Genomic DNA, 14029 nt, shown 5'->3' on the forward strand with positions numbered 1-14029 from the left:
CCCGAATCAGACCTCGGCTACGCCCATGGCCTTCAGCAAGGCGTCGCGCACCGCCGCCTCTGTGAAGGGCTTCTGGATGGTCGGCGACCCGCGCCATTCGTCCGGAAGACCGCCTTCGCCATAGCCGGTCGAGAAGACGAAGGGGACGCCGCGGGCTTTCAGGGCCTCCGCTACGGGGAAGACCTGGCGGCCGGCGACATTGACGTCCAACAGGGCCGCGTCCAGCTCGACCGTGTCGCGGGCCAGGGTCTCGCCGTCGTCGATATTGGACGCGGGGCCGATGGGCACGCACTCCATGTCTTCCAGAATGGTCTCGAGCAACATGGCGACGAGGGACTCGTCCTCCACAACCAAGACACGGCGTCCACTCAGCGGCTGGTTCATAGGGCGGGTGTCCTGTCGAGGGGAACCATGAGTTCCGCAATCAATCCGTCTTTGCCGTAAACCAGATCGATCTCACCCGCCAGATCGTGGCGAATGTTTCGTTCAATCAATCGGCTACCAAAGCCTCTTGTGTCCGGTGGCGTAACTTTCGGCCCGTCCAGCTCTCGCCAGGACAGCTTTAATTTCGGCGCAGTCTGATCCGCCACGCCCCAGTCGACCAGAACCCGTCCGTGGGGCGTGGACAGGGCGCCGTATTTGCTGGCGTTCGTCGCCAGCTCATGGAAGATCATGCCCAGAGACAGGGCTGTCGCCGGCGCCAGGGCGACGGCGGGACCGTTCAGGTGGAAGCGCGTCGGACCGAACGCCTCGGTCTCGTGTTCCAGAATGGCGCGCAGATCGGCGCCCTCCCAATGGGTCCGCGTCAGAAGATCGTGGGTGTGGGAGAGGGCCAGGATTCGCGCCTGGAAGGCCTGGGCGAAGGTGGAGGGGTCGCGGTGGGACCGCGCCGTCTGGATCGCGATGGACTGGACCGTCGCCAGGGTGTTTTTCACCCTGTGGTTCAGCTCGTCGATCATCGACTTCTGACGGCGGGCGGCCAGGACGTTCTCGGTCACGTCGTGACCCTGTACGAAGATGCCGACCACCTGGCCGGCCTCGTCCCGAATGGGCTGATAGATGAAGTCGAGATAGTGGTTTTCCAGCGGCGCTCCGGGCCGCCGCTGAAGTTGCGCCAGGCTTTCGCGCCCCTCATAGGCTTCGCCTGTAGCAAAGACGGAATCGAGAAACTCGTAGTACCCCTGGCCGGCTAGCTCAGGCAGCGCCTCTCGGATCGGCTTGCCGGCGATGTCGCGGTGGCCGATCAACTGCCCATAGGCGGCGTTGTACATTTGAAAACAGTGGTCCGGCCCGGACAGAATGGCGACGAAGCCCGGCGCCTGCATGAACATCTCGACCAGGCGGTTGCGTTCCTTCTCCAGGCGACGGTTGTCCTCCTGCACCGACTGGGCGCGCCGCAGAACGGAACCGCCGACGATCGCATCGAGGGCCGTGGTCGGTTCGTCGGGCGGGGCGGCCGGGAACAGGTCCGTGATATCCATCGTGTGCTGAAGCAGAAGGACGACCTCGCCCTCGGCGTCGAGCAGCGGCGTATGGGTGGCGCTCCAGATCCGCTCCTCGAACACCTCCCGGCAACCATCCAGGCGTCGGGGGAGCGAATAGCGGACGAGGGCCAGATGGTCGCGCTGTCGGGTGTCGCGCGCCTTTTCAAGTGAGGCCCTGACCTGCCGGACGTTTTCGGGCGCCTCCTGCCCCGGTCCGGAATCGAAAGCCTGAAACAGCGGCCGACCCAGGAGATCGGGCCTATGCGAACGGGTGACGTCCAGATAGGCCTGATTGACGTCGAAGATCCGCAAATCCGGGGTGAGCAACAGATAGGGATTGGGCGAAGCCGCAAACGCGGTCGCCAAATCGGCGATCGACGCGCCCTGTGTCAGAAGTTCAGTCAAGCCACGCCCCAGTCGAACCGGGCCTAAACGCCGACCTGACGAAAAGGTTCACGCCAGCACAAATCATTTTCGGATCGTCATTGGCCCGTCGAGGGAATTTGCTAAGGACGGGACATGACAATCGCCGGCGCCTTGGCCACCCTCTCCCTGATGATCGCTCAACCCACAGACCGGCCCGCCGACGATCCGCCTCTGGTGCGGATCGATCAGGGCGAGCTGACAGGTGTGGCGGAGGGGGAAGTCGCCGCCTTCAAGAACATTCCCTACGCCGCCCCGCCGGTCGCAGAGATGCGGTGGCGGCCGCCCGGGACGGCCCCGCGATGGGAAGGCCGTCGCGACGCTTCGACCTATGGCCCCATCTGCATTCAGGCCACGCCGCAGGGCGATCCCGGCGTCGGCCCCCTGCCGATGAGCGAGGACTGCCTGAACCTGAACGTCTGGCGCCCCCTCGATACGTCCGCGCCGGCGCCGGTGATGGTGTGGATCCACGGCGGCGGACTGGTGAACGGCTCGGGCACGGCCGCGCTCTATGACGGGTCGCACCTGGCGCGTCAGGGCATGGTGGTGGTCACGCTCAACTATCGCCTGGGACGGCTGGGCTTCTTTGATCACCCCGCCCTGGCGGCCGAACGGCCGGCCGATGAGCCGGCGGGCAACTATGGCGTCATGGACGTGATCGCCGCCCTGAGATGGGTAAAGGCCAATATCGCCGTCTTCGGCGGCGACCCCGACAACGTCACCATATTCGGGGAATCCGCCGGCGGCGCCATGGTGACCCGTCTGATGATCTCGCCTCCGGCGCGTGATCTGTTCGCCCGGGCCGTCGTTCAGTCCGGACTCGGGCGTGAGTTGCAGACGCCCCTGGACCGACGCGGCGCCTTTGACCTGCCGTCCGCCCGCGAGAGGGGCGAGGTTTGGGCGCACGGCCATAATCTGATGACGGCGGCCGATCTGCGGTCGGCGCCGGTCGAACTGCTGCTGACGCCTGCGCCGGTCTTCGCCAACGGCGACCTGACCCTGATCGACGGCAGGATCTTGCCTTCGACCGTCGAGGCGGCCTTCCGCGCCGGGCGGCAGTCGTCGGCGCCCTTGATCATCGGGACCAACAGCGCCGAATTCTGGTGGATGAAGCCCACCGACCGCAACGGCTACGGCATGATCGACGACGACATGACCTGGCTGGAACGTGCCCAGATCACCCAGGCCTATGGCGGAGAGGCCGGGTTTGACCGCGGTTTCATCACCGACGCCGTATTCTCCGAACCCGCACGGCTGCTGGCGCGGCTGCACGCCGCTGCGGGACGACCCGCCTATCTCTATCGGTTCGACATTTCCTCGCCGGACAATCCCGAACCGCACGGCGGCGCCACCCATGCGATCGAGCGGCCCTATGTCTTCGGAACGTTGTCGCTTCTGCCCTATCCGGTGCGGCCGGTGGATCAGGCCGCCTCCCAGGCCATGATGGGCTATTGGACCAGCTTCGCCCGCTCCGGCGATCCGAACGGAGTAGGCCGGCCCGACTGGCCGATGGCGGCCGGAAAAGGTAATCCGACGCTGCTGCTGCTTCGGAACGACGGTCCCGTCGCCGTTCCGACCCCGGACGCGGGGCGTCTGGACCTGATCGAACAGTTCCGTGAGCGCCCGCGCGGGCGTCCTCGTGCGCTTCGGCCGGATGAAGATGCGGCTAGGCCCTATCAACACTGAGGGCCCGGCCTGAATTGCGGAAGGTTCAGCCCGCCGAGGTGCTGCTGGACTGCTTTTCCTTCAAGGTCACCAACTCCTCCGCCATGGTGGGGTGGACGGCGCAGGTCGCATCCCATTGCGCCTTGGTGAGGCCGGCCTTAACGGCGATGGCGGCGAGCTGAATCATCTCCGGACTGTCCGGCCCGACGATATGGACGCCGACCACCCTTTGGCTGTCGGCATCGACGACCAGCTTCATCAGAACCCGCTCCTCTGAGCCGGTGAAGGCGTATTTCATCGGCCTGAAGCGGGTGACATAGACATCGACGCCGGCCGAACAAGACCGGCGCGCCTCGGCCTCCGACAGGCCGACCACGCCGACGGGCGGCTGGCTGAACACCGCCGTCGCCACGGCCTCATAGTCGAAGTGCTGGGGATTGTCGCGGAAGACGGTCTGGTGAAAGGCCACCGCTTCGCGAATAGCCACCGGAGTCAGGTTCATCCGGTCGGTGACGTCGCCGATGGCCCAGATGTTTTCGGCCGTCGTCCTTGACCAGCGGTCCACCTTGATCGCCCCGGCCTCGTTGAGCTCGACCCCTGCGGCTTCCAGCCCCAAGCCCTTCACATGCGGAACCCGGCCGGTGGCGAACATGACCACATCCGTTTCCAGCTTCATGCCGTTTTCGAGGTGGTTGATCAGTCCGGTGGGCGTCTTCTCGATCTTCTCGTGCTGGCAGCCCAGGATCACCTTGACGCCGCGCTTTTCGATCTCGCCGGCCAGATGGGCGCGCACATCGTCGTCGAAGCCGCGCAGGATATTCGGCCCGCGATAGATCAGGGTCGTCTCGACGCCCAGGCCGGCGAAAATTCCCGCAAACTCCACCGCAATATAGCCGCCGCCCGCAATCAGGATGCGCTTGGGCAGTTCGGGCAGGTGGAAGGCCTCTTCCGAGGTGATGGCGTGCTCGATCCCGGTCAGGCCGTCCGGCTTCCATGGGCGGCCGCCGGTGGCGATCAGTATCTTTTCAGCGGTGAAAACCTGATCCTTTCCGACGATTTCGACCGTATGGGCGTCTTTCAACACAGCCCGACCATGGACCAGCTCAACGCCTGCCTTACCCAGATTGGCGGCGTAGATGCCCGAAAGACGCGCGATTTCGACGTCCTTGGCTTCGAGAAAGGTCGGCCAGTCGAACCGGGCCTGGTCGAACGACCAGCCGTAGCCCTCAGCGATCTGCAACGCATGGCTGACTTCGGAGGCCATGACCATGAACTTCTTGGGCACGCATCCTCGGATGACGCAGGTGCCGCCGACCCGGTATTCCTCGGCCACCGCGACCCGCTTTCCGTCCAGGGCGGTCAGCCGCGCTGCACGCACGCCCCCGGAGCCGGCGCCGATGACGAAGAGGTCGTAGTCGTAATCAGCCATGGAGCGCTCCGAAACACAGCCGCAGTGACAGAGCCGGCACGCGCCGCAGCCCAGGCGGACCACTGACATAAGTACGTTGTTCTAGCGAGACAAGCTAAGGTCAATAGAGCACGAAAAGGTTGCATAGACATGGCCAAAAGGTTGACTTCGGGTGTGCGGTCGAACAGTGTGCTGTCAGGACTTAATGGGTGGCGGGTATGATTGGGCTCCTTTTGACAGCGGCTGTAATTTTTCCGCAATCGGGCGATGACCAGCTACGTGTTGAGACGCCTTCTTCATCTTCTGCTGCGGTCAGACTTGAAGATGTCGAAGTTGTCGGTCGCCCTCTAGACAGCATGATCAGCGACTTTGTGAGGGAGGTTGCGGCGCCGAACAATGGGCGGGGCCTGGCGCGATGGCGCGATCCTGTGTGTGTGGGCGTCGCCAATCTGCAACGCGAACCTGCACAGTATATCGTAGATCGCGTATCAGAGATAGCGGACGATTTGGGCCTGAAGGCTGGAAAGCCCGGTTGCACGCCCAATGCTCTGGTCGTGGCGACATCAGACGGCGCAGCAACAGCGAACGCTATGGTTGAAGAGAGCCCTAGAACGTTTAGAATCGGCGGTTCCGGAATGGACAGAGGCAGGGAGTCCCTGCGGCGGTTTCGGGCTTCAGATCGTCCGGTCCGTTGGTGGAATGTATCCATGCCGGTCGATTCAGACACGGGCATGCGCGCCGTCCGTATTCCCGGAGACTGTTCTGGATCCTGCATTAAGGGATTCGAGATGGCGCCGGTGGTTCCTGTATTCGCAGCGTCGCGGCTGAACTCCCAAATCGTTGATGACATTTTTCGTACGATTGTAATCATCGATGTCGACCAAGTGGCCAACGTCACAATACAGCAGTTAGCGGATTACGTCGCCATGGTCACGTTCGCCCAAATCGATCCCGATTCGGACACCAGTGCTTATGCATCCATCCTGAATATCTTCACTCAACCCGCAGACGCGGAATCTCTGACTGATTGGGACAAGGCCTATTTGGCGGGGCTCTATGCGGCAGAGCGCGGCCACGTCAGCACGCGAGTGGCGCGTTCTGAAATCGTAGATGCAATCCGCCGCGAGCACGTCTTGCTCAAGAATGAGGAAGAGAAATAGTCGCCTTAAGGCTGAATCGTGTAGACTCCGTCATCCATCCCTATGATCGCCAAGTCCGCCAGGTCGAGGAACAGGCCGTGTTCGACCACGCCGGTGATCAGCTTCAGGTCGTCGGCTAAACGGACCGGGTCGTGGATGGCCTTGCAGGCCGCGTCATAGATCAGATTGCCGCCGTCGGTGCGAACCAGACCGCGATCCGCCTGGCGCACGCGCGCCGGCGCATGGATCTCATGATCGACCAGGACGTCGGCGATACGATTGGCCGTGGTCTTGTGCCCGAAGGCGACGACCTCGATCGGCAGGGGAAAGGCGCCGAGCACCGGAACCACCTTGGCGGCGTCGGCGATGACGATGCAGCGGCTGGAGGCCTCCCACACCAGTTTCTCACGCAACAGGGCGGCCCCGCCCCCCTTGATCAGGGCCAAGCCGGGACCGACCTCGTCCGCGCCGTCGACGGTCAGGTCGATGCGCGGCGTGTCTTCCAGCGTCGATAGGGTCAGTCCCAGATCGCGCGCCAGGTCGGCGGTCTTTTCGGATGTGGGGACGCACCGCAGACCGGACAGATTGCGGGCGGCCAGAGCCTTGACGAACCAGGCGGCCGTCGAGCCGGTCCCCAGGCCCACCACCATGCCGGGCTCGACATGCTGGGCGGCGGCTTCGCCCGCGTTCTTCTTTTGCAGATCGCTCATTTCAGCTTAGCGGCCTTGGCCGCCTCCTTCTTCGCCTTGGCCTTTTCACGGAAGTCGGCGGCGGCTTGCGGCTTGTTCGTCTGGCGGGCCCGGCCGAAGGCGAGGGCGTCGGCCGGCACGTCCTCGGTGATGACGGAGCCGGAGGCGACCAGGGCGCCCGCGCCGACCGTCACGGGGGCGACGAGACTGGAATTGGAGCCGACGAAGGCGCCGGCCCCGACCTCGGTCTGCGCCTTGTTGAAGCCGTCATAGTTGCAGAAGATGGTTCCCGCCCCGATGTTGGCGCCGGCGCCGACCGATCCATCGCCCAGATAGGCCAGGTGATTGGCCTTGGCGCCCTCGGCCATAAGGACGTTCTTGACCTCGACGAAGTTGCCGACCTTGGCGCCCCTGCCCAGGTCCGCGCCTGGCCGCAGCCGGGCGTAGGGGCCCACCTCCGCCCCGGCCGCCACGCGCGCGCCCTCGATATGGCTGAAGCTGCGGATGCGCGCCCCGCCCTCGATCACGGCGCCCGGCCCGAAGACCACATAGGGTTCGATGACCGTTCCGCCTCCGACCTGGGTGTCCCAGGCGAAGTGGACGGTGTCCGGCGCGCTCATGGTCACGCCGGCGGCTAAGAAGGTCTCGCGCTGAACCTTTTGGAACAGGGCCTCGGCCTGGGCCAGTTCCGCCTGGGCGTTGACCCCCATGACCGCGTCCTCATCGGCGAAGACGGCGCGGGTGGGATGGCCGGCCTTGCGCGCCAGTTCGACGACGTCAGTCAGATAGTATTCGCCCTTGGCGTTATCGTTGCGGACCTGGGCCAACAGGGAAAAAAGCAGGGCGGCCGGCGCGGCCATGACGCCCGAGTTGCAGGCCGTGACGGCCAGCACCTCGGGCGAGGCCTCCTTGGCCTCCGTGATGGCGGTCAGGATGTCGCCCTCGAGGATTAAACGGCCGTAGGCGCCCGGGTCGCGGGCTTCGAAACCGATCACGGTGACCCCCGACGCGCCGAAGACAGGCGCGATGTCGGCGGCCTTCAGCAGGGGGACGTCGCCATAGGTGACGACCACGTCTCCTTCGAACCCGGCCAGAGCCTGTTCGGCGGCGCGCACGGCGTGACCGGTGCCCAGGGGCGGGTCCTGGACAGCGATCGCAGCCTCGCCTAAGCGGTTGACGACGTGGGCCCGGACCTCCGGCGAATGCTCGCCCACCACCACGACCACCCGCTCGCAGCCTAGGGCCTCGGCGGCGTCAATGGCGTGATCCAGCATGGCGCGCCCGCCGACCGGATGCAGCACCTTGGGCAGGGGCGATTTCATCCGCGTGCCCTGGCCGGCGGCGAGGATGATGGCGGCGCGGGGCGGCGTCTGGGTCATGGATCGATCCGGCTGTCGGTCTTGGTCTGTCGCCCTCTAGCGCGCCTGGGTCCGGGCGTCACGGGGCGTGGCAGGCGGGATCAGACGTCCAGCTCTTCCTTAACGAACTGGGCGTTTTCCTGGATGAACTGGAAACGGGCCTCAGCCCGCTTGCCCATCAGCCGTTCGACCAGATCCTCGATACTCGCCTCGGCGTCCGGCACTGTGATCCGGGCCAGGGTGCGCTTCTTCGGGTCCATGGTGGTCTCCTTCAGCTGGGAGGCCATCATTTCGCCCAGGCCCTTGAACCGGCCGATCTCGGTCTTCTTGCCCTTGAAGACGGTGGCCAGAAGCTCGTCGCGGTGGACGTCGTCGCGGGCGTATTCGCTCAAGGGGCCGGCGGAGATCCGGTACAGCGGCGGCAAGGCCATGAAGACCCGGCCCTGACGGATCGTCTCGGGCATGACGCGGTAGAAGAAGGTGATCAGCAGGGCCGCGATATGGGCGCCGTCGACGTCGGCGTCGGTCATGATGATGATCCGCTCATAGCGGAGATCGTCGATGTTGAACCGATTGCCGGGCTGGACGCCGAGCGCCAGGGCCAGATCGGACAGTTCGACGTTCTGGCGCAGCTTGTCCGCCGTGGCCGACGCGACGTTCAGGATTTTGCCGCGCAGGGGCAGGATGGCCTGGGTGGTGCGGTCGCGCGCCTGTTTGGCCGAGCCGCCGGCTGAATCGCCTTCGACGATGAAGAGTTCGGTGCCCTCGGCGGCCTGACGCGAGCAGTCGGAGAGTTTACCGGGCAGGCGCAGCTTGCGGGTGGCGGCGGCGCGCTGGACCTCCTTGTCCTTGCGGCGGCGCAGCCGGTCTTCGGCCCGGTCGATGACGAAGCCGAGCAGGGCGTTGGCCTGTTTGGGGCTTTCGGTCAGCCAGTGGTCCAGCGGGTCGCGCAGCAGCTGTTCGACGATCCGCGCCCCCTCGGGCGAGGACAGACGGTCCTTGGTCTGGCCCTGGAACTCGGGATTGCGGATGAAGACGCTGATCAGGGCGCCGGCGTTGGCGATGACGTCCTCGGCCGTGATGATGGCGGCGCGTTTCTCATTGGTCAGTTCGCCATAGGCCTTGAGCCCCTTGACCAGGGCCGCCCGGAAGCCGGCCTCGTGGGTGCCGCCGTCGGGGGTGGAGACGGTGTTGCAGTAGGACTGGATGAAGCCGTCCGCCTCGCCGAAACCGGCGGGCGACCAGGTGACCGCCCATTCGAAGGCGCCCGCCTCGCCCTGACGCTCGGCGCGGCCGGCGAAGGTGGGGGTGACGGTTTCCAGCTCACCGATGCGATCGGCCAAGGCGTCGGCCAGGCCGCCGGGGAAGTGGAGCAGGGCCTGTGCCGGGGTGGCGTCGGTGATCCGTTCGGGGGCGCAGGTCCATTTGATCTCGACGCCGCGGAACAGATAGGCCTTGGAGCGCGCCATACGGAACAGGCGGGCGGGCTTGAAGGCCGCGCCGACGCCGAAGATCTGCTCGTCCGGCTTGAAGCGGATCAGGGTGCCGCGCTTCTTGGACGGGCCGACCTGCTGGATCGGAGCCAGGACATGGCCGCGCGAGAAGGCCTGCCTCCACTCAAAACCGTCGCGCCAGACCGTGACCTCGACGCTTTCGCTGAGGGCGTTGACGACCGAGACGCCGACGCCGTGCAGGCCGCCCGAGGTCTCATAGGCCTTGCCCGAGAATTTGCCGCCCGAGTGGAGGACGGTCATGACCACCTCCAGCGCCGACTTGCCGGGGTGTTTGGGGTGCGGGTCGACGGGGATGCCGCGGCCGTCGTCGCGGACGGACAGATAGCCTTCGGCGTCCAGATCGACGCTGATCAGCCGGGCGTGGCGGGCCACCGCCTCGTCCATGGCGTTGTCGAGGACTTCGGCGAACAGGTGGTGCAGGGCGCGTTCGTCGGTGCCGCCGATATACATGCCGGGGCGTTTGCGGACGGGCTCCAGGCCTTCCAGCACCTCGATCGAGGAGGCGGAATAGCCGCCGGGGACCGCAGCGGCCGGGGTCGGTGCGGGCGCCGCCGCAGCGCCCGGCGTCGGGACAGGCTTGGGCGCCTCCGGCTTCGGAGGCTGGGGCGTGTCGTCAAAAGCGAAGAGATCGGCGGCCATTCACATAGTCTGAGGCGATTCGGGGCCGGTTCTGGTAGGCCCGTGAAGCCGGTCGGGCAAGCGGCGGTCGCACCGGAAGCGGATCGAAGGTCACGGCGCGGCTCAGAATCGCCAGCATCAGCACCCAGGGCAGGTTGGCGTGGGTCAGAAGCACGCTCTCCGAAAGGCTCAGGACGAAGAAGCCCGTCATATAGCCCAGGCTCCAGAAACCCTCGCGCGCGCCCATTCCGTTCAGCCGGGCCAGAATCATCACCGCCGAAACGGCCATGACCAAACCCACCAGGACGGCGCCGGGCCAGCCCAGCTGGACCAGAAGGTCGATCCAGCCGTTGTGGGCCGAGGGAACCGGCCATTGGGTCTCTATTCGGACCGCGCGCGCGGGGATGGAGTCCACGCCCCAGAAGGCGCTGAAACCGTAGCCGGTCCAGGGACGGTCGGCCACCTTGCGCATCAACGCCTCCCAAATCAGGGTCCGGCCGGTCAGGGAGGGATCCTTGCCCAGGGCTTCGAGGATGACGGCGGACTGTGTGTTCCAAAGCCAGGCGCCGCCGGCCGCCATGACGACCCCCAACCAGACCGCAACCACGGTGACGGCGGCTCCGCCTTGGCGAAGCACCCACCAGCCGCCGACCATGCCGACCCCCAGGATCAGGCACAGCAGGGAGGTCTTGGACTGGGTGGCGACCACCAGAAGCGTGGTAAGGGCCAGGGTCAGGAGGGCGATCCAGGGTTTGCGGCCATTGTCAGCCAGATGATCGGCGACAAGAACGGCGGCGGCCGAGACGGCGCCGACCACCATGACCAGGCCCATCTGGTTCTTTTCGTACCAGAGCCCGCGCCACAGGCCGGCGTTGTCCAGTTGGTGCACTCCGATCCGAGGAAACAGGAAGACCATGATCAGGCTGCCGATCGCCATCACCAGGCCCGCGCGCATCAACAGGCGGGGCAGGGCGGAGCCATTAAAGACGGCGCCCAGATAGACGGCGAAGGCGCTGTTGATCGCCAGTGCGATGACGCGCCGCTCCGTCACCTCCGCATCGATCGACCAGTACTGCGACACATAGGCCAGGCCGACGAGGGCGCCCACCGCCAGCCAGGCCGGCCAGGCGCGGATGACGCGCTCGAACCGGAAGACGATCAGCCCCGCCGTCACCGCATAGACCGGCAGCCACAGGAACCGCAGCATGGGGGTCTCGCTCTGGTCCGGCGCAAAGACGGGGGCGAAAAGGGCGCCGGTCAGCATGAAGACGACGAAGCCCGCCGCCCACTGCTCCCAGGCGGGCGGATCGGTCGGCTGATCGAATCGGTCAGGCGAGGCGCGCACGCCCAAGGATGACGCCGCCCGCTTAAGGAAGGGTGAGCACGGCGCGGAAGGCCGCCAGTCCTCGCTCCAGGTCCGCAATCAGGTCCGACGGATCTTCCAGCCCCACATGCAGTCGGATCAGCTCCCCCTCCAAGGCGGGTGGGTAGACGCGATAGGCCGTCTGATGGGTTTCGTGGGTGATCAGGCTTTCGAATCCGCCCCAGGAATAGCCCATGCCGAACAGGCTGAGGGCATCAAGCAGGGCCTGGCCGGCGGCCTCGGTCCCCCCCTTCAGAACGACCCCCATCAGGGAGGCGGCGCCGGTGAAGTCGCGTGTCCACAGCTCATGGCCGACAGAGCCGGGCAGGGGCGGATAAAGGACGCGGGACACCTCGGGCCGGGCCTGCAGCCATTCGGCGATGATCAGACCCGACCGACCCTGCTCGGCGTAGCGCAGCGGCAGGGTGCGCAGGCCACGCAGGGCCAGCCAGGCGTCGTCGGGCGAAACGTGCCAGCCCAGGTCTTCGATCGTATCTGCGATCGCCCGGCGACAGGCTGAATCCGTGACGGCGATCCCGCCCATCAGGACGTCGGAATGGCCGGAAACATATTTGGTCAGGGCCTGGACGCTGACGTCCACGCCGTGGGCCAGGGGTTTGAAGGCCAGGCCGGCGCCCCAGGTGTTGTCGATCATGCTGAGAACGCCGCGTTCTCGACAGGCCCGAGCCACCGCCTCGACGTCGATCATTTCAAACGTCAGGGAGGCGGGCGACTCCATCAGGACCAGGCGGGTGCGCGGCCCGATCGCGGCGATCACCGTTTCAGCATCCGCATCGGCCGGCAAAAATCGTGACGTGACGCCACGCGCGGCCTGGTAGCGGGACAGAAAGCGTCGCGACGGACCATAGAGGGCGTCGGTCGTGATCACCTCGTCGCCCGGCCGGGTCAGGGCCAGCAAAGGCACGGTGACGGCGGCGAGGCCGGAGGGGACGATAAAGGCGCCCTCGGCCCCTTCCAGATCGGCCAGGGCGGCCCGCAGCTGGCGCGCGGCCGTCCCGCCGTCCAGGCCGTAGGTCGGGCCATCAGCGTTATCTCGCATGGCCGCCGCACGGTCGCTGAGCATGGTCGAGGCCCGCTCGACGGGCGGATTGACCGGACGGCGGCCCTGCCCCCGGCGTGTGGCGGACGAGATCAGGCGGGTGCGGTCCGAATGCGGCGACATGGCCTCTCCGATGGCTTGCGGATCAGGGTCTAAAGGCCTCTAAAGTCGGCCGGGCGCAAGCGGAGGAGACGAACGCGATGCGGATCATGGCGATCGGAGCGATGACGGTCCTGCTGTTGGCGGCGGCGGCTTGCGGCCGCGACGACACGAGACGCGCCGCCGAAGACGACGCCCCCCCGGTCCCGGCGCCGGCGGTGACGACCGATCGTCCCGAAAGTCCGACCCTGGTGGCGGTCAAGCGCCGCGGGCGGCTCAATTGCGGGGTGCATCAGGGTCTGGTGGGCTTCGCCCACACCGACAATCGCGGGCAATGGCGAGGTTTCGACGCCGACTTTTGCCGGGCCATGGCGGCGGCGATCCTGGGCGACGCCGAGGCGGTGCGCTTCGTGCCCCTGTCGGCCTCAGACCGGTTCGCCGCCTTGGATGAGGGCAGGATCGACGTCCTTTGGCGCAACTCATCCTGGACCATGAGCCGCGACGCCGGAGAAGGCTTCGTCTTCGCCGGCGTCAACTATTACGACGGCCAGGGCTTTCTGGTGCGGCGGTCACTCAGCCTGAACAGCGCGACTGAGCTGAATGGGGCGCGGGTCTGCGTCCAGGCCGGCTCGACCGCCCAGGCCAACGCCGACGACTTCTTCAGGTCACGGGGGATCCCGTACCGGCCTGTCGTCTTGCCCACGGAGGAGGCGGCGCGCGACGCCTATGGCCGCGAGGACTGCGACGCCCTGAGCGCCGACATTTCGGCCCTGGCCGCTGCGCGCGCCGTCCTGGCCGATTCCCAGGCGCACACGATATTGTCAGACGTGGTGTCCAAGGAGCCGCTGGGACCAGTCGTCCGCGCAGGAGACGAACGCTGGGCCGACGTGGTCCGCTGGACCCTCAACGCCGTCATCCTGGCCGAAGAACTGGGCGTGACCCAGGAGAATGTCGAAGCCCAAGCCGAAGACGCAAAAGACCCGCGCATCCGGCGTCTGCTGGGCGCCGAAGGGGATTTCGGCGCCATGCTGGGCCTGTCGAAGACCTGGGCGAAGGACGCTGTTTCCGCAGTCGGCAACTATGGCGAAATCTTCGATCGGAACCTGGGCTCTCAATCGCCGCTCGACCTCGCCCGCGGATTGAACGCACAGTGGAACGGACGGCCGCCCGGCTTGATCTATGGATTGCCGATCCGTTAAGCGCGACGAC

11 protein-coding genes are annotated in these 14029 nt (G+C 66.2%); 3 read left to right on the forward strand and 8 right to left on the reverse strand.

All coding sequences use genetic code 11. The features are described 5' to 3' along the window. Positions 1-6: 6 nt before the first annotated feature. Positions 7-384 carry a response regulator gene (locus GGQ93_RS04990; protein ID WP_183215511.1) on the reverse strand — a complete coding sequence of 126 codons (378 nt, stop codon included), beginning with the start codon at positions 382-384 and terminating at the stop codon, positions 7-9. Next, positions 381-1889 carry a PAS domain-containing HWE histidine kinase family protein gene (locus GGQ93_RS04995; RefSeq protein WP_224764265.1) on the reverse strand — a complete coding sequence of 503 codons (1509 nt, stop codon included), beginning with the start codon at positions 1887-1889 and terminating at the stop codon, positions 381-383. Before GGQ93_RS04995 ends, GGQ93_RS04990 begins: the two co-directional genes overlap by 4 nt. A 114-nt stretch (positions 1890-2003) precedes the next feature. Between GGQ93_RS04995 and GGQ93_RS05000 the strand changes: the two genes are divergently transcribed. Further along, positions 2004-3593: a carboxylesterase/lipase family protein gene (locus GGQ93_RS05000; RefSeq protein WP_224764266.1), complete on the forward strand. Its 1590-nt coding sequence runs from the start codon at positions 2004-2006 to the stop codon at positions 3591-3593. A 25-nt stretch (positions 3594-3618) separates the two neighbouring features. Here GGQ93_RS05000 and gor read toward each other — a convergent pair whose 3' ends face one another. Continuing rightward, a complete protein-coding gene (gor, locus tag GGQ93_RS05005) occupies positions 3619-5001 on the reverse strand; it encodes a glutathione-disulfide reductase (protein ID WP_183215513.1) in 1383 nt (460 codons plus the stop codon). A gap of 197 nt (positions 5002-5198) precedes the next feature. Between gor and GGQ93_RS05010 the strand changes: the two genes are divergently transcribed. Further along, positions 5199-6140, forward strand: a complete 942-nt coding sequence (locus tag GGQ93_RS05010; protein WP_224764271.1) for a hypothetical protein — start codon at positions 5199-5201, stop codon at positions 6138-6140. Positions 6141-6145: 5 nt separating this feature from the next. On the opposite strand, the gene rpiA is transcribed toward GGQ93_RS05010, so the two are convergent. The 5 genes from rpiA to metC all read right to left on the reverse strand — a co-directional run bounded on the left by rpiA (position 6146) and on the right by metC (position 12844). Next, the gene (gene rpiA, locus GGQ93_RS05015) at positions 6146-6829 is read right to left on the reverse strand and encodes a ribose-5-phosphate isomerase RpiA (RefSeq protein ID WP_183215515.1); all 684 of its coding nucleotides are present in this window, start codon (positions 6827-6829) and stop codon (positions 6146-6148) included. Continuing rightward, positions 6826-8187, reverse strand: coding sequence for a bifunctional UDP-N-acetylglucosamine diphosphorylase/glucosamine-1-phosphate N-acetyltransferase GlmU (glmU, locus tag GGQ93_RS05020; protein ID WP_183215516.1), 1362 nt, complete (start codon positions 8185-8187; stop codon positions 6826-6828). Before glmU ends, rpiA begins: the two co-directional genes overlap by 4 nt. Positions 8188-8267: 80 nt before the next feature. Beyond that, complete coding sequence (locus GGQ93_RS05025; RefSeq protein ID WP_183215518.1) at positions 8268-10319, reverse strand: DNA topoisomerase IV subunit B; 2052 nt, start codon at positions 10317-10319, stop codon at positions 8268-8270. Next, positions 10294-11643: an O-antigen ligase family protein gene (locus GGQ93_RS16400; protein ID WP_224764272.1), complete on the reverse strand. Its 1350-nt coding sequence runs from the start codon at positions 11641-11643 to the stop codon at positions 10294-10296. The genes GGQ93_RS05025 and GGQ93_RS16400 overlap by 26 nt, the downstream gene beginning before the upstream one ends. 22 nt (positions 11644-11665) lie before the next feature. Beyond that, a complete protein-coding gene (gene metC, locus GGQ93_RS05035; RefSeq protein WP_183215519.1) occupies positions 11666-12844 on the reverse strand; it encodes a cystathionine beta-lyase in 1179 nt (392 codons plus the stop codon). Between the two features lie 77 nt (positions 12845-12921). Here metC and GGQ93_RS05040 point away from each other — a divergent pair, with 77 nt between their 5' ends. After that, entirely contained in the window at positions 12922-14019 is a 1098-nt protein-coding gene (locus tag GGQ93_RS05040; RefSeq protein ID WP_260171166.1) for an amino acid ABC transporter substrate-binding protein, read from the forward strand. Positions 14020-14029 lie beyond the last annotated feature (10 nt).

It is taken from the genome of Brevundimonas aurantiaca (assembly GCF_014199955.1).
GTDB classification, from domain to species: domain Bacteria; phylum Pseudomonadota; class Alphaproteobacteria; order Caulobacterales; family Caulobacteraceae; genus Brevundimonas; species Brevundimonas aurantiaca.